At 64.9% G+C, this 19408-nt stretch carries 18 protein-coding genes and 1 pseudogene; 10 read left to right on the forward strand and 9 right to left on the reverse strand.

The genetic code is table 11. The features are described from left to right. Positions 1-3: 3 nt before the first annotated feature. The 9 genes and pseudogenes from araD (at position 4) to EPD66_RS00865 (ending at position 9672) form a co-directional block, all read left to right on the forward strand. Positions 4-1745, forward strand: a pseudogene (araD, locus tag EPD66_RS00825) (L-arabinonate dehydratase). Then, entirely contained in the window at positions 1732-2667 is a 936-nt protein-coding gene (locus tag EPD66_RS00830; protein WP_142846339.1) for a Gfo/Idh/MocA family protein, read from the forward strand. Before araD ends, EPD66_RS00830 begins: the two are co-directional and overlap by 14 nt. A gap of 29 nt (positions 2668-2696) precedes the next feature. Beyond that, positions 2697-3554, forward strand: coding sequence for an SMP-30/gluconolactonase/LRE family protein (locus EPD66_RS00835; protein WP_142846341.1), 858 nt, complete (start codon positions 2697-2699; stop codon positions 3552-3554). After that, entirely contained in the window at positions 3551-4549 is a 999-nt protein-coding gene (locus tag EPD66_RS00840) for an aldose epimerase family protein (protein ID WP_142846343.1), read from the forward strand. The genes EPD66_RS00835 and EPD66_RS00840 overlap by 4 nt, the downstream gene beginning before the upstream one ends. A gap of 131 nt (positions 4550-4680) precedes the next feature. After that, on the forward strand, positions 4681-5880 hold the full coding sequence (locus EPD66_RS00845) for an MFS transporter (RefSeq protein ID WP_142846345.1): 1200 nt from the start codon (positions 4681-4683) through the stop codon (positions 5878-5880). Positions 5881-6074: 194 nt separating this feature from the next. Beyond that, positions 6075-7094, forward strand: a complete 1020-nt coding sequence (locus EPD66_RS00850; protein ID WP_142846347.1) for an ABC transporter substrate-binding protein — start codon at positions 6075-6077, stop codon at positions 7092-7094. Beyond that, complete coding sequence (locus EPD66_RS00855) at positions 7081-7881, forward strand: ABC transporter ATP-binding protein (RefSeq protein ID WP_142846349.1); 801 nt, start codon at positions 7081-7083, stop codon at positions 7879-7881. Before EPD66_RS00850 ends, EPD66_RS00855 begins: the two co-directional genes overlap by 14 nt. Next, entirely contained in the window at positions 7859-8725 is an 867-nt protein-coding gene (locus EPD66_RS00860) for an ABC transporter permease (protein ID WP_142846351.1), read from the forward strand. Before EPD66_RS00855 ends, EPD66_RS00860 begins: the two co-directional genes overlap by 23 nt. A 53-nt stretch (positions 8726-8778) precedes the next feature. Next, entirely contained in the window at positions 8779-9672 is an 894-nt protein-coding gene (locus tag EPD66_RS00865) for a TauD/TfdA family dioxygenase (protein ID WP_142846353.1), read from the forward strand. Positions 9673-9716: 44 nt separating this feature from the next. Here the strand turns inward: EPD66_RS00865 and EPD66_RS00870 are convergent, their stop codons facing one another. The 4 genes from EPD66_RS00870 to EPD66_RS00885 are packed head-to-tail and all read right to left on the reverse strand — an operon-like array spanning position 9717 to position 14273. After that, positions 9717-10043 (reverse strand): hypothetical protein, encoded by a 327-nt coding sequence (locus EPD66_RS00870; RefSeq protein WP_142846355.1) that lies wholly within the window; start codon positions 10041-10043, stop codon positions 9717-9719. A gap of 1 nt (position 10044) precedes the next feature. Continuing rightward, a complete protein-coding gene (locus tag EPD66_RS00875) occupies positions 10045-11385 on the reverse strand; it encodes an acyclic terpene utilization AtuA family protein (protein ID WP_142846357.1) in 1341 nt (446 codons plus the stop codon). Then, positions 11382-13268 carry a TRAP transporter fused permease subunit gene (locus tag EPD66_RS00880; RefSeq protein ID WP_142846359.1) on the reverse strand — a complete coding sequence of 629 codons (1887 nt, stop codon included), beginning with the start codon at positions 13266-13268 and terminating at the stop codon, positions 11382-11384. The genes EPD66_RS00875 and EPD66_RS00880 overlap by 4 nt, the downstream gene beginning before the upstream one ends. Before the next feature lie 33 nt (positions 13269-13301). Next, positions 13302-14273 (reverse strand): TAXI family TRAP transporter solute-binding subunit, encoded by a 972-nt coding sequence (locus EPD66_RS00885; protein ID WP_142846361.1) that lies wholly within the window; start codon positions 14271-14273, stop codon positions 13302-13304. A gap of 194 nt (positions 14274-14467) precedes the next feature. On the opposite strand from EPD66_RS00885, the gene EPD66_RS00890 reads away from it, so the two are divergent. Beyond that, complete coding sequence (locus EPD66_RS00890) at positions 14468-15379, forward strand: LysR family transcriptional regulator (protein WP_142846363.1); 912 nt, start codon at positions 14468-14470, stop codon at positions 15377-15379. A gap of 14 nt (positions 15380-15393) precedes the next feature. Here the strand turns inward: EPD66_RS00890 and EPD66_RS00895 are convergent, their stop codons facing one another. The 5 genes from EPD66_RS00895 to EPD66_RS00910 all read right to left on the reverse strand — a co-directional run bounded on the left by EPD66_RS00895 (position 15394) and on the right by EPD66_RS00910 (position 19226). Further along, positions 15394-16788 carry an FAD/NAD(P)-binding protein gene (locus EPD66_RS00895; RefSeq protein WP_185961185.1) on the reverse strand — a complete coding sequence of 465 codons (1395 nt, stop codon included), beginning with the start codon at positions 16786-16788 and terminating at the stop codon, positions 15394-15396. A 114-nt stretch (positions 16789-16902) separates the two neighbouring features. Then, positions 16903-17874: an alpha/beta hydrolase gene (locus EPD66_RS00900; protein WP_142846368.1), complete on the reverse strand. Its 972-nt coding sequence runs from the start codon at positions 17872-17874 to the stop codon at positions 16903-16905. A gap of 22 nt (positions 17875-17896) precedes the next feature. Further along, the gene (locus EPD66_RS23915) at positions 17897-18040 is read right to left on the reverse strand and encodes a hypothetical protein (protein WP_185961186.1); all 144 of its coding nucleotides are present in this window, start codon (positions 18038-18040) and stop codon (positions 17897-17899) included. Positions 18041-18104: 64 nt separating this feature from the next. Continuing rightward, positions 18105-18653: an acireductone dioxygenase gene (locus tag EPD66_RS00905; RefSeq protein ID WP_142846370.1), complete on the reverse strand. Its 549-nt coding sequence runs from the start codon at positions 18651-18653 to the stop codon at positions 18105-18107. Between the two features lie 126 nt (positions 18654-18779). Then, positions 18780-19226: an Rrf2 family transcriptional regulator gene (locus EPD66_RS00910; protein ID WP_142846372.1), complete on the reverse strand. Its 447-nt coding sequence runs from the start codon at positions 19224-19226 to the stop codon at positions 18780-18782. Positions 19227-19408 lie beyond the last annotated feature (182 nt).

The raw sequence follows: 19408 nt of genomic DNA on the forward strand, positions 1-19408 counted from the left end.
GACATGACTTTCAAGAAGGCGGAATGGCCCCGGAAACTGCGCTCGCAGGCGTGGTATGGCGGCGACAGCCGCGACACCATCTATCATCGCGGCTGGATGCGGAACCAGGGGCTTCCGGCCGATCTCTTCGACGGCCGCCCGGTGATCGGCATCTGCAACACCTGGTCGGAACTGACGCCCTGCAACGCCCATCTGCGCGACTTGGCGGAACGGGTGAAGCACGGCATCTACGAGGCGGGCGGCCTGCCGGTCGAATTCCCGGTCTTCTCGGCGGGCGAGAGCAGCCTGCGGCCGACGGCGATGATGTACCGCAACCTCGCCTCCATGGATGTGGAAGAGGCGCTACGCGCCCAGCCCATCGACGGTGTGGTGCTGATGGTCGGCTGCGACAAGACCACGCCGTCGCTTCTGATGGGGGCGTGCAGCGTCGATATTCCGGCCATCGTGGTCAGCGGTGGCCCCATGCTCAACGGCTGGTTCCGGGGCGAGCGTGTCGGCTCGGGCACCGCGCTGTGGCAGATGTCGGAGGATGTGAAGGCGGGCAAACTGACCCGTGAGGATTTCCTGGAGGCGGAACAATCCATGTCCCGCAGCCCCGGATCGTGCAACACCATGGGCACGGCCAGTTCGATGGCCAGCATGGCCGAGGCGCTGGGGATGGCGCTGTCCGGCAATGCGGCGATTCCCGCCGTGGACAGCCGCCGCCGCGTCATGGCGCAGCTGACCGGACGGCGCATCGTCCAGATGGTGAAGGACGACCTCAAGCCGTCGGATGTGCTGACCCGTAAGGCCTTCGAGAACGCCATCCGCGTCAATGGCGCCATCGGCGGCTCGACCAATGCCGTCATCCACCTGCTGGCGATAGCGGGACGGGTCGGCGTCGACCTGACGCTGGACGATTGGGACCGGCTGGGGCGCGAGGTTCCCACCATCGTCAACCTGATGCCGTCGGGCAAATATCTGATGGAGGAATTCTTCTATGCCGGTGGCCTGCCCGTGGTCATCAAGAGCCTGGGCGAGGCCGCCTTGCTCCACAAGGATGCGCTCACGGTTTCCGGGCGGGAGATCTGGGAAGAGGTCAAGAATGTCCGTAACTGGAACAGCGATGTCATCCGCCCGATCAGCGATCCGCTGACGCCCCAGGGCGGCATCGCCGTCCTGCGCGGCAATCTCGCCCCCAAGGGCGCGGTGCTGAAGCCTTCGGCGGCCAGCCCGCATCTGATGCGGCACCGGGGCGGGCGGTGGTCTTCGAGGATATCGACGATTACAAGGCGCGCATCAACGACGAGGCTTTGGATATCGACGAGACCTGCGTGATGGTTCTCAAGAATTGCGGTCCGCGCGGCTATCCCGGCATGTCCGAGGTGGGCAATATGGGCCTGCCGCCCAAGATATTGCGTAAGGGCATCACCGACATGGTCCGCATTTCCGACGCCCGCATGTCGGGGACGGCCTATGGAACCGTGGTCCTGCACACCTCGCCGGAAGCGGCGGTCGGCGGGCCGCTGGCCATCGTCCGCGACGGCGACATGATCGAACTCGACGTCGAGGCGCGCCGTCTCCATCTGGACGTTCCGGAAGACGAGATCGCCCGCCGCCTGGCGGCCTGGACCCCGTCCGTCAAACCGCCCGAGGGTGGATATGCCTGGCTGTTCCACACCCATGTCCAAGGGGCCGATACCGGGGCCGATTTCGATTTCCTGAAGGGTGCGCGCGGCAAGGAGATTCCCCGTGACAGCCACTGATATCCCCATTGCCATCGTCGGCCTGGGCAAGATCGGCCGTGACCAGCATGTGCCCTCCATCGCGGCCCATCCGCGATTCCGCTTGGCCGCCACGGTTAGCCGTCATGCAACGATGGAGGAGGTGCCGGCCTATACCGATCTCTCGGCCATGCAGGCGGCCCATCCGGAAATTACCGCCGTCGCCCTCTGCACGCCGCCCCAGGTCCGTTACGATCTGGCGCGGGAAGCCCTGGAGGCGGGATTGGACGTGCTCCTGGAAAAGCCGCCCGGCGCCACCGTGGCCGAAGTCGAAGCCCTGGCCCGCTTGGCCCGGGAACGGGGGCGGGTGCTGTTCGCCACCTGGCATTCCCGCTTCGCCCAAGGGGTTCCGGCGGCCAGGGACTGGCTTGCGGGCCGGGAAATCCTGAGCGGCAGGATCACCTGGCGCGAGGATGTGCGCCGCTGGCATCCCGGCCAGACCTGGATCTGGCAGCCCGGCGGGCTGGGCGTCTTCGATCCCGGCATCAATGCTTTGTCCATCCTCACCGAAATCCTGCCCTTGCCGGTGCGCCTGACGGGGGCGGAGCTGGAATTCCCTGAAAACCAGCAGGCGCCCATCGCCGCGCGTCTGTCCCTGCGGGCGGGGGCGGCGGCCATCGAGGCGGATTTCGATTTCCGCCAGACCGGGCCGCAGACCTGGGACATCCTGCTGGAGACCGATGAAGGCCGTCTGCACCTGTCCGGCGGCGGCGCGACGGTCACGGCGGCGGGCCGCGACCTGGCGAAAGGGGATGCGCTGGACTCGGAATATGACGGGGTCTATGCGCGCTTTGCGGACCTCCTTGCGCGCCGGGAAAGCGAGGTCGATGTCACGCCCCTTATGCATGTGGCCGATGCCTTCATGCTCGGGCGGCGGCTGACCACCGATCCCTTCGTCGAATAGGACGCGGCCGGGTGCGGCAGGAGACGATCATGACCGTAGAGGTTTTCGACCATCGGGTCTGCATTCTGGGGGAGGGGGCACTTTGGCATCCCCAGCGCAATCAGCTTTTCTGGTTCGACATCCTGGGGCGGCGTCTTCTGACCCGGGACGGGCAGGGCGTGCCTCATGCCTGGGACTTCGCCGAGCATGTCTCGGCGGCGGGCTGGGTCGATCCGGACCGGCTGCTCGTCGCCTCGGAAAGCGCCCTGCTGCTGTTCGACCTGCGCGAGGGATCGTCGGAGATCGTGGCCGCGCTGGAGGCCGACCGTCCGCATACCCGCTCCAACGACGGCAGGGCGGACCCCTGGGGCGGCTTCTGGATCGGCACCATGGGCAAGTCCGCCGAACCGGGGGAGGGGGCCCTCTATCGCTGGTACAAGGGCAGGCTGCGCCGCTTGCGGGCAGGCCTGACCATTCCCAACGCCATTTCCTTCAGTCCCGACGGCCATGTCTATTTCGCCGATACGGCGACGGGCAGTCTCTACCGTCAAGCCCTGAATGCCGAAGGCTGGCCGGAGGGCGAGGCCGCTCTTTTCCTCGATCTCGCCGCCGAAGGCATCAATCCCGACGGTGCGGTGGTCGATGCGGAGGGCTGCCTGTGGAATGCGCAATGGGGGGCCGGGCGCGTTGCCCGTTATGCCCCTGACGGGACCTTCCTGGCGGCTTACGAGGTTCCGGCGGCGCAGACCTCCTGTCCGGCCTTCGGCGGGGCTTCCTGCGACACCCTCTTCGTCACCTCGGCGGCGGAAAACGACGAGACGGAGGGTGCCGGCCGTACCTGGCGGATCGACGGCCTGACTGTGTGCGGGCGGCCCGAGCCACGAGTCGTTCTGGCAGGTGATGCGTGACCGACCTGTTCGGAAGACTGCCGGGCGGCGAAGGCGTGGAAGCCGTGAAGATCGCGGGGCACGGACTGTCGGCGCGCTTTCTCACCTATGGCGCAACGCTCCAGGACTTGCGGTTGGACGGTTTCGACCATTCCCTGGTGCTGGGCTTCGACGATCTGGAGGGCTATCTGGCCCATCCCGATCTTTACTTCGGCGCCATGGTCGGCCGCTACGCCAACCGGATCGGCGAGGGTAGGGCGGCCATCGGCGGGCGGGAGTGCCAGCTCGACCGCAATTTCCTTGAGCGGCATCTGCTTCATGGCGGAAGCGAGGGTAGCTCGCGCCGCAATTGGCGAATCGCCGCGCATTCGGGGGAAGAGGTGACCTTCATCGACACGCTGCCGGACGGACATATGGGATTTCCGGGACGGTTAAATGTGCGTGTGACCTTCGCCGTCCAGCCCGGCCCCGCGCTTTCCATTCGGGTCGAGGCCGAGACGGATGCGGAAACCCTCTGCAATTTCGCCCATCATTCTTATTTCAACCTGGGTGGCGGCCCCACGGTCGAAGGCCACCTGTTGCAGATTGCCGCCGACCATTACCTGCCCGTGACCGATACCCTCATCCCCACGGGGGAAGTCGCCCCGGTGGACGGCATGCCCTTCGACTTCCGCATTCCCGTCCGCTTGACTGCCGATCGGCTGGCAACCGGATACGACCACAATTTCTGCCTTTCCCCCCGGCGTTCGGACCTGCGGGCCGTCGCCTGGCTGGCATCGCCCGACGGCGCTCTCTCCATGACCATCAAGACCTCGGAGCCCGGCCTGCAATTCTATGGTGGCGCGGCCATCTCCACCCGCCATCACGGCCCCCATGCCGGGCTGGCCCTGGAGCCCCAGATCTGGCCGGATGCCCCGAACCATCCCCACTTCCCCTCCGCCCTTCTCCGACCAGGTGAAATCTACGCGCAGCACACGCTTTTCGCCTTCGCGGGTGAAAGGAAACAGGATTGGTGACAGCGCATATCCTCTATGCCTTCTTTTCATGAGGGAAGAGATTGATACCGACAAGGAAAGCAGTTTATAGCCATCTTCCTTGAGACGGCGGCAGAACCGCATGCCGCATCGTGCTCTACCGGAGAAAGTGGATGGCGCAAGATTTGAAACCGGTGACGGCCCCTGTCGGAATAGTGCTTTTTGCTCTGGCGATGGGTGGTTTCGCGATCGGAACTACTGAATTCGCGGCAATGAGTCTTTTACCTTATTTTTCCGAGGGACTTGGCATCGATGCGCCGACCGCCGGTCATGTGATCAGCGCCTATGCCCTGGGCGTCGTCGTTGGGGCCCCGGCCATTGCCGTTCTGGCCGCCAAGCTGCCTCGGCGCGCCTTGCTGATCGGTCTGATGGCCGTTTTCGCCATCGGCAACGCCCTGAGCGCGCTCGCTCCGTCCTATGGCTGGATGCTGGCCTTCCGTTTCCTCAGCGGCTTGCCGCACGGCGCCTATTTCGGCGTTGCCGCACTGGTGGCCGTCTCCATGGTGCCGGCGACGCGCCGCGCCCAGGCCGTGGCCGGGGTGATGACCGGGTTGACCGTCGCCACCATCATCGGTGTTCCGCTGGCCAGCATGATCGGCCAGATGATCGGTTGGCGCTGGGGCTTCGGCCTGGTGGCCGCCCTGGCGGTCCTGACCATGGCGCTGATCTGGATATTCGCGCCCCAGGGCGGCGTCCATCCCGGGGCCAGCCCGTGGCGGGAGCTGGGGGCGCTGAAGCGCCGTCAGGTCTGGCTGACCCTGGGCACCGGGGCCATCGGTTTCGGCGGCATGTTCGCGGTCTACAGCTATCTGACCTCCACCCTGCTTGCCGTGACCAAGGCGCCCGAGCACCTGATCCCCATCGTGCTGGCGGTGTTCGGGATCGGCATGACGCTGGGCAACATCATCGGGGCGAAGGCCGCCGACAAGGCCTTGATGCCGTCGATCGGCGGCATCCTGTTGTGGAGCTGCATCGCCCTGGTGCTATTCGTGTTCAGTGTCGGCAATATCTGGACGATAACCATCGCCGTCTTCCTGATCGGGTGCGGCGGGGGGCTCGGTACCATGCTCCAGACGCGCCTGATGGATGTGGCGGGCGATGCCCAGATGCTGGCGGCCGCCCTCAACCACAGCGCCTTCAACACGGCGAATGCCCTGGGTCCCTTCCTCGGTGGCCTGGCGATCGCCGGGGGCTATGGCTGGGCGTCCACCGGCCTGGTGGGCAGCATGCTGGCCCTGGGCGGCCTCATGTTCTGGGGTTTGTCGGTGATGAGCGACAGAAACAAGCCCCTCTGCGAGGGTCAGGCCTCCTGACCCTGACACTTTTTCCCTGAAAAGGCGGTGACGGCAGGAGCTTGCTGTTGCCGCCTTTTTTGTATCCGCTCCGTTTTCTCTCCCACGCTGGTCATACTGCCGAAGAATTTCGCCCGGGCTGCCAGCCCCATTGACAAAGGCCGACGCCGCAGAAATATTAATCTATCTAGTCTATAGATTAATAGGAGTATGTGATGTCCCAATGGCTTTCCGGCCCCAGAACCCTCGCGGCGGCGGTGGGGGTCGCCTCCGTCCTGATGTCCGGCACGGCTTCGGCGGAAGTCTCGGAAGTGCGTTTGGCGCAGCAATTCGGTCTCAGCTATCTGCCCCTGATCATCGCCAAGCACGAGAACCTGATCGAGAAGCATGCGCGGGAAGCCGGCCTGGGCGAGATCAAGGTCACCTGGGCGCAGCTCAGCGGCGGGGCCGCGACCAATGATGCCTTGCTTTCGGGCGGGATCGACTTCGCGGCTGCGGGCATCGGCCCCGTTCTGACGATCTGGGACAAGACGCGCGGGAATTACGATGTCCGGGGCGTGGTCGCCCTGGATGCGACTCCGCTCTTCCTCAACACCAACAATCCCAATGTCCAGTCCCTGGCCGATTTCACCGACCGGGACCGCATCGCGGTGCCTGCGGTCAAGGTCTCGATCCAGTCGGTGGTCTTGCAGATCGCCGCCGAGCAGGCCTTCGGGGAAGGCAGGCACGAACAGCTCGACAACCTGACCGTCTCGCTGCGCCATCCCGACGCCACGGCGGCCCTGCTGTCGGGCGGCACCGAGATTACGGCGCATTTCGCGACGCCGCCCTTCAGCTTCCAGCAATTGGAGGACCCGAACATCCACCGGGTGCTGTCGAGCTACGACGTCCTGGGCGGCCCGGCGACGCTGAACGTGCTCTACACCACCGCCAAGTTCCGCAACGACAATCCCGGGGTCTACCGGGCGGTCATCGCCGCCATAGAGGAGGCCAACGAGATCATCGCTTCCGACAAGGCGAGGGCGGCGGAAATCTATGTGACGGCGGAACAGTCCAACCTGACGCCCGAATTCGTCCGGCGAATTATCAGCGACGAGGACATCTCCTACCGCACGACGCCGCTCAACACCCAGGTCATCGCCGATTTCCTGTATCGCACGGGCAGCATCAAGACCAAGCCGGAGTCGTGGAAAGACTACTTCTTTCCGGAGGTACACGGCGATGCAGGGAGCTGAACGCATGGCGGCACCCGCCGTCCATCCCGCCGAGACGCTTCTCGACGTGCGCAACGTCACCCTGACCTACCGGACCGGCAGGCAGATCGTGACCGCGGTGCGGGGGCTCGACCTCGGCGTGGCACAAGGCGAGCGCCTGGTGGTGATCGGCCCTTCGGGCTGCGGCAAGTCCAGCCTGCTGAAGGCCGTGGGCGGGTTCATCCGCCCGACGGCGGGGACGATCCTGCTGGAGGACCGCAAGGTGGAGCGGCCCGGCCCGGACCGGATGATGGTCTTCCAGGAATTCGACCAGTTGCTGCCGTGGAAGACGGTGCTGGGCAATGTGGTGTTTCCGCTTGTCGCCAGCCGACGTTTTCCCCGCGCGGCGGCCAAGGAACAGGCTCTGCGGGTCCTCACCCTGGTGGGGCTGGAGAAATTCATGCACGCCTTCCCGCACACGCTGTCGGGCGGCATGAAGCAGCGTGTCGCCATCGCCCGCGCCTTGGCGATGGAGCCGCGCCTTCTGCTGATGGACGAGCCTTTCGCCGCCCTGGACGCGCTGAACCGGCGGCGCATGCAGGACGAGGTGCTGCGCCTGTGGCAGGAACTGCACTTCACCTTGCTGTTCATCACCCATTCCATCGAGGAAGCGATCCTGCTGGGCAGCCGCATCGTGGTGATGTCGCCTCATCCCGGCCGGATCATTGCCGATATCAGCCATGACGGCAGTCCTTCCCCGGCCCTGACGCGCCGGCTGCACCATCTGCTGACGGAAGGAGGCGAGGATGCTCGCGCCACAGCCTCTTGATCCCACGGCCGAGCTTCGTCCTGCCCCGGTGCGGGACGACCCGGATGCCCAGGATTTGCCGCTTTGGCGGCGTGTGCTGGAGGTGCCGCTGGTCCGCCGGCTGGCCATCCTGGCCGTGCTGGCCTCGCTCTGGCAGGCCTATGCGATGTTCAAGGGCAACGCGCTGATCCTGCCCAGTTTCCTGGATGTCGCCGACGCCTTCTTCACGGCCCTGGGCGACGGGCGCATCCCGGCGGCGGTCGCGACCTCCTTGCAGGTCCTGGTGATCGGCTATGCGCTGGGCGTCGCCGCGGCGCTGGTGCTGACGACCCTTGCCATCACCACCCGCCTGGGACGCGACTTGCTGGCGACGCTGACGGCGATGTTCAATCCCCTGCCGGCCGTGGCCCTGCTGCCGCTGGCCTTCCTGTGGTTCGGCCTGGGCCAGCCCAGCCTGATCTTCGTCATCATCCATTCCGTCCTCTGGCCCGTCGCCCTGTCCACCCTGACCGGCTTCACCACGGTCGGCGAGACCATGCGCATGGCGGCGGTCAATGTGGACCTGCGCGGCCCCCGCCTCGTGGTGCTGGTCCTGATCCCGGCGGCTTTCCCGCAGATCCTGAGCGGCCTGCGCATCGGCTGGGCCTTTGCCTGGCGGACCCTGATCGCGGCGGAACTGGTCTTCGGCGTCACCTCCTCATCCGGCGGGTTGGGCTGGTTCATCTTCGAGAACCGCAACCGGCTGGAGACCGATCTGGTCTTCGCCGGGCTGGTGACGGTGATCCTGATCGGCCTCGTGGTGGACGCGATCCTGTTCCGCCTGATCGAACGTGCCACCGTCCAGAAATGGGGAATGCAGCGATGACCTCTTCCTCCTTTGCCTCCCGAGACAATGACAGCAACAGAAGGAATTACGAGATGACCGCGATCGCCAATGCCGTGGCCGAGCAATTCGGCCTGACCACCCGCCAGCTCGGTCCGGGGTTCTTCGCCGAGATCGGCGGGGTGGACCTGTCGCAGCATCTTTCCGCTGCGACCATCAGCGAGATCCGCGAAGCCTTGAACCGGCACGGCGTGCTGCTGTTCCGTGGCCAGCGCCTGTCCGAGGCCGATCAGGTCCGCTTTTCCCGCCAGTTCGGCGAACTGATGGGGCATGTCCTGACGCAATACCTCCATCCCCGGCATCCGGAAATCCTGGTGGTTTCCAACATCCAGGAGAATGGACGGAATATCGGCCTCGCCGATGCCGGTCATCACTGGCATGCCGACCTCACCTATCTGGCGGAGCCGAGCCTGGGCTCGCTGCTCTATGCGCGCGAGGTGCCGGAGACGGGTGGCGATACCCTTTTCGCCGATTTGGCGGGCGCTTACGATGCCTTGCCGCAAGAGGTGAAGGACCGGATCGAATCCTTGCAGGCGGTGCATCTCTATCTCGACACCTACGAGCGCCTGCGCAAGGAAAACAGCCAGCGGCCCGAACTGACCGAGGAGCAATGGGCCAGCCTGCCCGACGTGCTCCATCCGGTGGTCGCCATCCATCCCGAAAGCGGACGCCGGACCCTCTATGTCTCCGAAGGCTTCACCTCCCACATCCCGGGCATCCCGCGGGAGGAAAGCGACGAATTGCTGAGCTATCTTTTCGCCCATTCCACCAGCGACGCCTTCCTCTACCGTCACCGCTGGGAGAAGGGGGACCTGCTGTTCTGGGACAATCGCCGGACCGTGCATAAGGCCGCCGGGGGCTATGCCCTGCCGCAACGGCGCCTGATGCACCGGACCACCATCAAGGGAACGAGGCCCACCGGTCCGTAAAAACCACCTGCCGCGCCGGCTGGTCCCGGCGCGGCAGGCCCCTATCAGGCCGGAGCCTCTTCGCGGCCTTCCGGTATCTCGATATCCAGGATCATCGGCCCCAGGCATTTGCCATGGGCATCCAGGGCCAGGGAACGGGTAACGCCGCCCGCCAGGGCCCCGCGCAGGACGAAGTTCAGCGCGCCCAGCTTGGGTAGCTCGTAGCGCAGGACCTCTCCCTTCGTCAGATCGGCGAAATGTTCGCGCACCCGGTCTGCGGTCAGCCAGCGTTCCAGACAGGGATAATCTGCCATGTCGTAGACGATGACGGAGATATTGGAGGTGTCGCCCTTATCGCCGGCACGGGAATGTGCGATCTCTCTCAGCCGCATCTCAGCTCTCCATCATTTCGACGGAAGTCCGCGCCACGTCTTCCGGGATCAGGGTGGAAACGATGCCGATGATTTCCCGGGCCGACTTGCTCACGCCGCCACCGCCGGCCGGGCCGTTGAGATAGAGGGCATCCACTTCCTGTGCGATCCTTTGCGCGTCTTCCAGGCTTTCCGTCCGTCCGGCGATGCGCGCGCGCACTTCGGCTGGCATCGGGGCGGCGGAGGACAGGTGCCCGCCCAGGATGGAATCCACGCCGATCAACTCGCTGCGCATCTCCTTGCAGCGCAGGCCGGTCAGGCGCAGGCGCTCCTCGATGATCCTCAGGGCCAGCTTGCCCCGTTCGACGGCCCCGGGACCGGCATAGCTGATCTGCCCCTCGCCGACATAGCTGTCCACATATCCCAGAGAGACCTTGAGAAGCTTGGTCTTGGGGGAACCGTCGGCGCCGCTGATCCGCACCCGGTCCGGCCCAATCTCTTCCATGGTCACATTCGAGAAATCGGCCACCACATCGGGCTGGAAATAGCGCCGGGGGTCGTGGATCTCGTAGAGCAGCTGCTCCTTGCAGGTTGCCGCCGAAACCTTGCCGCCCGATCCCGGGGTCTTGGTGATGACCACGGTGCCGTCTTCGGAAACCTCGCCGATGGGCATGCCGAGACGGGCGAGGTCCGGTACGTCCTTGTAGTGAGGATCGGCGAAATAGCCGCCGGTGATCTGGCCCGCGCATTCCAACAGATGCCCGACCAGGATGCCGCGCCCCAGCCGGGTCCAGTCTTCCTTTCCCCAGCCGAATTCATGGATCAGGGGGGCGAGGAACAGCGCGGGGTCTGACGCCCGCCCGGTGATCACCACATCAGCCCCTTCCTGCAAGGCCCGCAGGATCGGTCCTGCTCCCAGATAGGCATTGGCCGAAATCAGCCTGTCGCGGAAAGCCTGGACCGGCTCGTCCGTTTCCATCACCGAATAATCGCCGGCCATGACCTGATCCAGGACATCGTCGCCCATCACGGCGGCGATCTTCAGCCCGGCAAGGCCCAACTGGCGAGCCACCGCGCGCACCTTCTGCGCGGCGGCTAGGGGATTGGCCGCTCCCATATTGGTGATGATGCGGATGCCCTTGCGGCGGCAGTCGGGCAGGACGGCCAGCATGCGTTCCGCCAACAGGGGGTCGTATCCCTGGGAAGGGTCCCGCATTTTCGCCTGCTGGGCCAGGGCGATGGTGCGCTCGGCCAGGCATTCGAAGATCAGGTAATCGATCTCCCCATTCCTCGCCAGATCGACGGCAGGATCGATGCGGTCACCGGAAAAACCGGCACCGGCGCCCAGGCGGATCGTCCTCATGCCTTTTCTCCCTGCTCGTTGCGGAGAGCGGTCAGGCCGGCGGACTGGGAACGGCGCCAGGCCATGCCGCCGCCCAGGACGGCGAAAGCGAGGAACGGTCCCACCCAATGGGGGAAGATCGCCAGGCCGATCGCCAGGCAATAGACGGCGATATCGATGGCCCTGTTGCCGAAGAGCGGCTGACCGCTGAGCAAGGACGGGATCGCGAAGACGAGGACGAGGCCGGACAGGGCCGCTTCCGTCACCGCCCAAACGCCGCCCTGGCCGATCATGCCGGGATAGAGAAGCAGCAGGAAGGGAACCAGATAGGTGATCGCGCCCAGGCGCACGGCCTCGCCGGCCGTCGGCAGCCAATGGGTCTGGGCGATGCCCGCCGCCACGAAGACCGCGATGCAGACGGGTGGGGTGATTACGGAAATCGTGGCGAAGTAGAAGACGAAGAGATGGGCCGCCAGCGGTTCCACCCCGACTGCCGTCATGGCCGGGGCCAGAACGGCGGCGACCAGCACATAAGCTGCCGTGGTGGGCAGGCCCATGCCCATGATCAGGCAGACGAGGCCGACGATCAGGGAGACGAGGAAGAGGGAATCCCCGGCCAGGCCGACGATCATCGATGACAGGACCACGCCGATGCCGGTCAGGTTGATCATCGCGACCAGGATCTGGGCTCCGGCCAGCATCACGCCGATGATCACCAGGCCTTTCCCGGCATCGATCAGGCCGTCGAGGATACGCTTGGCCATGTCCAGGGGCGGCATCCGGCCTGCCTGGGTCACCACGAAGGCGATCAGCAGGCCCACCAGCCCGTAGAAGGCTGCCGTCGCGACGGACCGGCCGAGGAAGATGCCTATCGCCAGCCCGCCCAGCGCGGCAAGGATCGGCAGGATGCGGCCCGGGGACAGAATATCCCGCCACAGCGGAAGCTCGTCCTCCGGTACCGTTCCCAGTCCCCGGCGCAGGGCCACCACATGCACGGTGACCATGACCGAAAGGTAGAAGAGGACCGCCGGAAGGATGGCCGCAACCATGACGGTGACATAGCTGATGCCCAGGATCTCAGCCATCACGAAGGCGGCCGCCCCCATGATCGGCGGGGCGATCTGGCCGCCGGTGGAGGCGACGGCTTCTACCCCTCCGGCAAAGGGGGCGGGATATTTGAGCCGCTTCATCATCGGGATGGTCAGGTTGCCGGTGGTGGCCACATTGGCGACCGCGCTGCCGCTGACCATGCCGAACAGACCCGAGGCGATGGTCGCGATCTTGGCCGCGCCACCGGGGCTTTTGCCCCCCAGGCGCATGGCGAGATCCATGAAGGCCTGGCCGCCTCCGGTATGCAGCAGCATTGCCCCGAACAGGACGAAGGCGGCGATTACGGTAGAGGCCACGCCAAGCAGCATGCCCCAGACGCCCAGGTCGCCCAGGAACAGGGTTTCGGTGACGAAATCCACATCGAAACCCCGATGCCCCAGCGCGCCGGGAAGAAGATGGCCGAACAGGGCATAGGCCAGGCCCAAGGCGACCAGCAGCGGAAAGAAGAAGCCGACCGCACGGCGGCCCAGTTCCAGGATGACCAGGATCAGCCCGGCCGTCAGCGCCATGTCCAGCCCGGTCGCCCAGGGCAGGCTGGTCATGATGGCTTCGTAATTGACGACGATATAGCCGCAGGCGGCGAGCGTCACCGCCGCCGCGGCAAGATCGAGGATGATCCCGAGGGGGCGCCAGCTTTTCCCTTGTCCCAGCGGATAAAGCGTCAGGCCGAGACAGACGACCAGGGCGAGAAAGATGGCCCGCTGGATCAGGCTTTCAAAGGGGCCGGTGGCGGTGGTGTAGAACACGAAGCCGCCGACGACCAGTGCCAAGCAGGTTGACAAGGATTTCAGCATTGGACGGACCTCCCTCGGGGAACGGCTGCGGGCTTACTGGGACGGCGGCAGCAGGCGTTCGGGGATGTCCACACCCTGTTCACGGAAGTAGCGGACGGCACCGGGATGGAGCGGAATGGTGCCATAGGTCATGGTATGCTCGGTCAGGCTGATCTCGCCGATGCTGGCCATGGCGGCGGCCTGGACGCTTTTGTCTTCCATCGCCGCCTTCACGATCTGATAGGCCGTTTCTTCGCTCAGCGCCGAGGTGGTGCCGACGCCGACCCCGAAGCTCCAGGTCGCATAGGCGGGAATGCCCGCGCTCGCCGCCCCTTCGGGAACTTGGACGATGGAGATGTCGGGCATCTCGGCCTTCAGCTTTTCCTGCTGCTCGGGCGTCAGCGACAGCACCTTGATATTGGTGAAGGTGGCGATATCGATGGTCGAGGAATCCAGGCGGGTTTCAGCCCCCGACTTCGCATAGCCGATCACCCGGTTGTCCTTGATCATGTCCACGACATCCGAGGTCGAGCCGCGGACGTAATTAGGCTCGATGCCCAGGACCGAGAAGACGGCTTCCGTGGTGTTTTCCGTGGCCGATCCACGGATGCCGGGATTGAAGCGCTTGCCCTCCAGCTCGGACAGGGCCGAGACATTGGCATCGGCGCGCACGACGACATTCTGCGGCGCGCCGGAATAGACCCAGAGCAGGCGCACATCAATGGGACGGCCGTCGAAGTCGCCGGTGCCGGCATAGGCATGATGGGCGACATTGGTGGTCACGAGGCCGAGATCGATCTGGTCGCGTTGCAGGCGGCGCAGATTGTCGAGCGTGGCGCCGGTCTCGACGACCGAGGCCTCGACGCCGGGGACCGTGTCGTTAATCAGTTTGCCGACGGCGACGAAATAGCCGTAATGGCTGGAAGAGGCTGAGGTCGAGCCGACCAGCAGCTTTTCAGAAGCCGCGGCAGGGGCGGCCAGGGCCATGGCGATGGCGCCGCTCATCAGGACGGTACGGAGAGACATTGGACATTCCTTTCCCTGTTCGTGGACCTTGCGCCGCTTTTACGGCATGGGCCGGGAAGGAATGAGCCATCATTCCGATCATGCTGTTCCTCCCAGGCCGGTCTTGTTTTGTTTTTTCAGGCTTGTCGCCCTTATAGGACATCATGGCGCGCCGTGACTTGTGCATGAAGTGCATTTATTGCATTATTTGATGCATGAAGCGCATCAATCTCGACCTGTTCGAGCTTCAGGTCTTCACCCGTCTCGCCGAACTCCAGAGTTTCAGCGCGGCAGCGAAGGAGGTGGGACTGTCCGGTCCGGCGCTCAGCCGGATGATCGGCAGGGTGGAGACCCGTGTGGGCGCCCGCCTTTTCGACCGCGATACCCGCAATGTCCGGCTGACCCCGCAAGGGGAAGCCCTGCGCGATCTGGCAATCCGCATCCTGGGGGAAACCGAGAATGCCTTGAACGAATTCAACGGCTATCTGGCGGCGCGGCGTGGACGGGTGATCCTGGCGGGACTGCCTTCCGTCACGGCGGGCCTGCTGCCGCCGGTCGTTGCCCGCTTCATGGCCCAGCGTCCGGATGTGGAGATCCGCATCAATGACGCCTTGTCCGACGATGTCATCGCGGCGGTGCTGGACGGCCGTGCCGATATCGGCTTCACCGCCGGCCTGATTGAAAGCACCGACCGGCTGCGCTTCCGCCCATTGCTGGAAGACAGATTCGTCGCCATCGGCACGCCCGGCTATCTGGCCGAGGACCGTGCCTATACATGGGCGGAAATGGTCGAGCAGCCGTTTATCGCCATGGCGCGCGGCACCAGCGTCAGGGCTTTGTCCGAAGCGGCCATCGTACAATCCGGGCTGCTGCTCCGCCCGTGCTTCGAGGTCTCGCACCTTGCCACTTGCGGTGCCCTGGTCGCGGAGGGGCTGGGAGTCAGCGCTCTTCCCAGCCTGACCCTGCCGGTGCTGGGCCGTCACGCGCTGATCGTCCGTCCCCTCGTCGAGCCCAGCATGATCCGCCTGATCGGCCTCGTCACCGCCGCCGATCGCACCTTGTCACCGGCGGCCCAGGCCTTTCACGACCTGATTTGCGACCTGAACCTGCAACAGGCTTCCGGCTGAAGCCGGGAAGTCTGTCAGGCGGGGGTCAGGGCCGCCAGGCGCGATGCCAGGAACTCGCATTGGCGGCGGATATCGGGGACGGCGGTAATTTCCCAGAAACGTCCCTTGGTGACCGGCCCCACCGCATAGAGACGTTCGGCCGCCAGCCCGTCCCGCCCGATCAGGCGCAGGTCCGCCGTCACCTCCAGCCCCAGCCGCGCGGTATCGGCACGGGCCACCCCTTGTTCAAGCAGACCGCGGATCAGCGGCTGGCGGATGCGGTTGAAGTCGCAGGCCGGGCCGGAGCAATTGACGACATGGCCGACCTCCAGCCTGCGGAGCCCCTGTCCGCCCCGGGGCGTGAATTCGATCTGCACAGCGGTTTCCGTCTCGGTCATCGTCCGCAGGCGCCCGGCATGGAGGCAGAGCTTTTCCTCGCGCAGGGCGTTCTCGATGCGGTCGGCGACACGCGGCGCCAGGCGGTGGCGGTGGATGTCCCACCAGGGGCGCAGATGGCGCAGGAATTTCCGCCGTTCGCGCGTATCGAGGCTCTGCCAGATCTGCTGGGTGAAGGGACGCAGGGCATCGATGACCGCCCGCCAGTCCTGGTCCGTCCGCTCCACCGTCTGCCGGATCAGGCGTAGCAGGCCCAGGGCCGAGGGCGGGAAATCCTCGGCCTTGAACGGCGTGATCGCGGGCAGGGGCAGGACATGCCGGTGCGGGCGCAGCCCCCGGCGCGAAATGGCGTGAATCCGTCCGGCATGGCCGCGATCCCACAGCGAGATCGCCGTATCCACCATGGTCAGGCCGGTGCCGATCAGCAGCACCGGATCCAGCGGGTCGATCGTATCGAGCGTGCCGAGGCGCCAGGGATCGCCATGATAGCGCGGCGACGTCTCGATGAAGGTCCTATCCGCCAGGGGCGGCGCCTCGGGCGGGAAATTGCCGATGGCCAAAACGGCGATATCGGTCCGGATCGGGCGGCCGCAGGCCAGGGTGATGGTCAGGCCGTTATCCTCGGACCGGATGTCCGCCGCTTCGTCGGGCACCAGGTAAAGCCGCTGCGGCCCCTCGTGCTGCCACATATGCTGGCCGAGCAGGTCCTGGATGTAAGAGCCGAAGGTGCCCCGGGGAACGAAGTCGCTGGCCCCGGCGGGGCGGCGGCTGGGGCCCTGTGCGTCGCCATGGCTGGCGAGCCAGTCCAAGAAATGATCCGGCTGGTCCTGAAAGGCGCTCATCTTGCCGGCGGGAACGTTCAGGAGATGAGCGGGATTGCCGGTGGAATAGGCGAGCCCCCGGCCGAAGCGCTCGTTGCGCTCGATCAGATAGATGCGCGTCGACGGGTGCGTGCTGTGCAAGAGATGAACGGCCAGCAACGAGCCCGAGAATCCGCCGCCGATGACCGCAATGGCCGAGGTCATGTTTTGCATGGCGTTCCCCCTGCTTTTCATTTTCTGACGTGGGAGGTGCCAGAAAATCGTCAAGTATTACCCTGACGAAGATCGGGCCTCCGTGGTGTTTTTAGTTGAGGAGCGGAGGAGTTTTCATGAAATCCCGCCGATCATGTCCTGCATCGCCTCCGCCGCCTCGCGCAGTCCCTGGCGGGCGCGGGGGACGAGGCGGGAGAATTGCAGGAAGGAATGGGGCAGGGCGGAATAAACGCTCAGCTTCACTTCGACCCCGGCGGCCCGCAGGCGCTTTTCCAGCAGGACGGTGTCGTCGCGCAGGCAGTCGAATTCCGCCGCCAACAGGAAGCAGGGCGGCAGCTTGCGCAGATCGGCGATCAGCGGGGCGGCCAGCGGATTGAAGCGGTCATGCGCATCGGGCAGGAACTGGTCCCAGAACCATTCCATGCGCTTGGTCGTCAGCCCGCAGGCGCCATCCCCGAAGAGCTTGTGGGAAGCCGTCTCGAATTCGGCCCAGTACATGCCATAGAAGAGCAGCAGGCCGGCGGGCATCGGCCCCGGCTGGTCCCGCATCTTGAGGGCCGTGGACAAAGCGATGTTGGCGCCCGCCGAATCGCCCGCAAGCACGAGCTTTCCGGGATGGAGGCCAAGTTCGTCGGCCTGGGACAGCAGCCAGGAAATGGCCAGTTCGGCCTCGATCAACTGCCCCGGAAAGGGCGTTTCCGGGGCCAGGGAATACTCCACCGCGCAGAGTGTCGCACCGGCATAGATGGCCAGGGTCCGGCATAGCCTGTCATGGGTTTCCAGGTCGTTCATGACGAAGCCGCCGCCATGGAAATAGACGATGACCGGGCAGGGCTTTCGCAGATGGTCCGGGCGGTAGAGGCGCAGCCGCAGCGTAACGCCCGGGGTGGAGACGGTTTCGTCGCGGCTGGTGCAGCCCTGCACCACGGGGCCATTGACGGCGGCATAGAAGCGTTGATTGGTCAGCCGGGCGAGATCCAGCGGCATGTCCTCGGGCCGGGCCGGGCGGATGCCTTGCTGACGCAACCGCGCAAGTGCCGCGGCATAATCCCGGTCGAGGATGGGCAGGGGGCGGTCATTCGACATCACGATCACCTGCTATGCTGTCTCAAGGACTGTGGAGCGGAGCGGCTGTCAGCGAAATGGAAAGGACCTCCGCCTGACCGGCCGCGCTTCCGCCATGGGCGAAAGGGGCAACGATGGCGGCGACCAGGCCGACAAGCAGGACGAGGGCGAAGGCGTCGATCTTCATATCCGCCTCTTTCTTCTGTCAGGGGATTCTGGGGGAGAGACCGGCCTTGCGCTCGAGGTAAGCCTTAATTGACCTCGAAGCGCGGGAAACGGCTGGCGATGTCATCGCCGGTGAAGCTGGCAATCCATCCGTCGGGATTGCTGAAGAAACGCAAGGCGGCGAAGAACGGGTCCGGCCCCATGTCGAACCAATGGGGAATGCCTGCCGGAATGCTGATCATGTCGCCGCGTTCGCAGACCAGTTGGAAGACCCGGTCGTCCACATGGACGGAGAAGGCCCCGGCACCGTCGATGATCAGCCGGGCCTCGTCTTCGACATGGGTATGTTCCTCCAGGTATTTGGCCCGCAGGATTTCGGCATTGGGCACGCCCTTGGGGACGCGGGCGACATCGGCGGACTGATAGCCGTAGAGGTCGCACTGCCGGGCGATGAAGCCGTCCATCCGCCGCAGGATGGCCGGAACCGACAGCTCCGCCGTCAGGTCGTAGGGCAAGGGCAGGCGCTCGTAGCGGAGACCCGCCTCAGCCAGATATCGGGCCACCAGCGCAGGCTCGCGGCTTTCCAAGATGGCGGCTGCGGGATTGGCGGCGTCGTAAATGGCAAGCCATGTCATGGCGCCTGATCCTCCCTGTCGTCATCAAATCTATTTATCTATCGTATTTGCAGATTAAATGAATGCAACACAAAAATTTAGTGTAATAAATGGGCGCGCCAAAAGGGAAAGGGCTATCCAAGCGGATTAGATATCGTAGATCAGAAGAGGTTCCACCTGATGACGGCGATGACGCAAGTCATCCACCGAGGTATGGTCCAAGACTGCGGCGATGGCGTCTCGTACTTCCAGCATCACCGCGCGGACTTCGCAGAGATCGACACTGGTGCAATCGTCGCAGGGACGAAAGGCGTTGCGGCTGGCACAGGCGATCGGCGCAAGAGGCCCGTCCAGCGCCCGCACGATCTGACCGATCGTGATTTTTCGGGCGGGCAAGGCCAAGGTGTAACCGCCGCCCTTGCCCTTTTTGCTGCGCAAGATACCGGCATTGCGCAGCTCCAGAAGAATGGCGTCGAGAAACTTCTTCGGCATGTTTTGGGTTTCGGCGATTGCCGCGATTTGGACCGGTTCCCCTTCAAACTGTGCAAGGTAGAGGACTGCCTTGATGCCGTATTTCGCCTTATTGGAGAGCATTACACCACTGCCTAGATCGATTAAGGGGATGTAGGCCGGAAGTCCTTGTAAGTCAAGGATTTCCCTTAGCGGTGAAGGCTCTCTTATGGGGATTGCGCAGCCGATGGCCTGCGGAGGGGGAAATTTTGTCTACCAAATCTATAGATTATATGGTGAAATCTTCCGGATAACCAGTGGGAGGT

Origin of the sequence: Telmatospirillum sp. J64-1, assembly GCF_006980715.1 — a bacterium.
In the GTDB taxonomy this organism is placed as follows: Bacteria; Pseudomonadota; Alphaproteobacteria; order Rhodospirillales; family Magnetospirillaceae; genus Oleiliquidispirillum; species Oleiliquidispirillum nitrogeniifigens.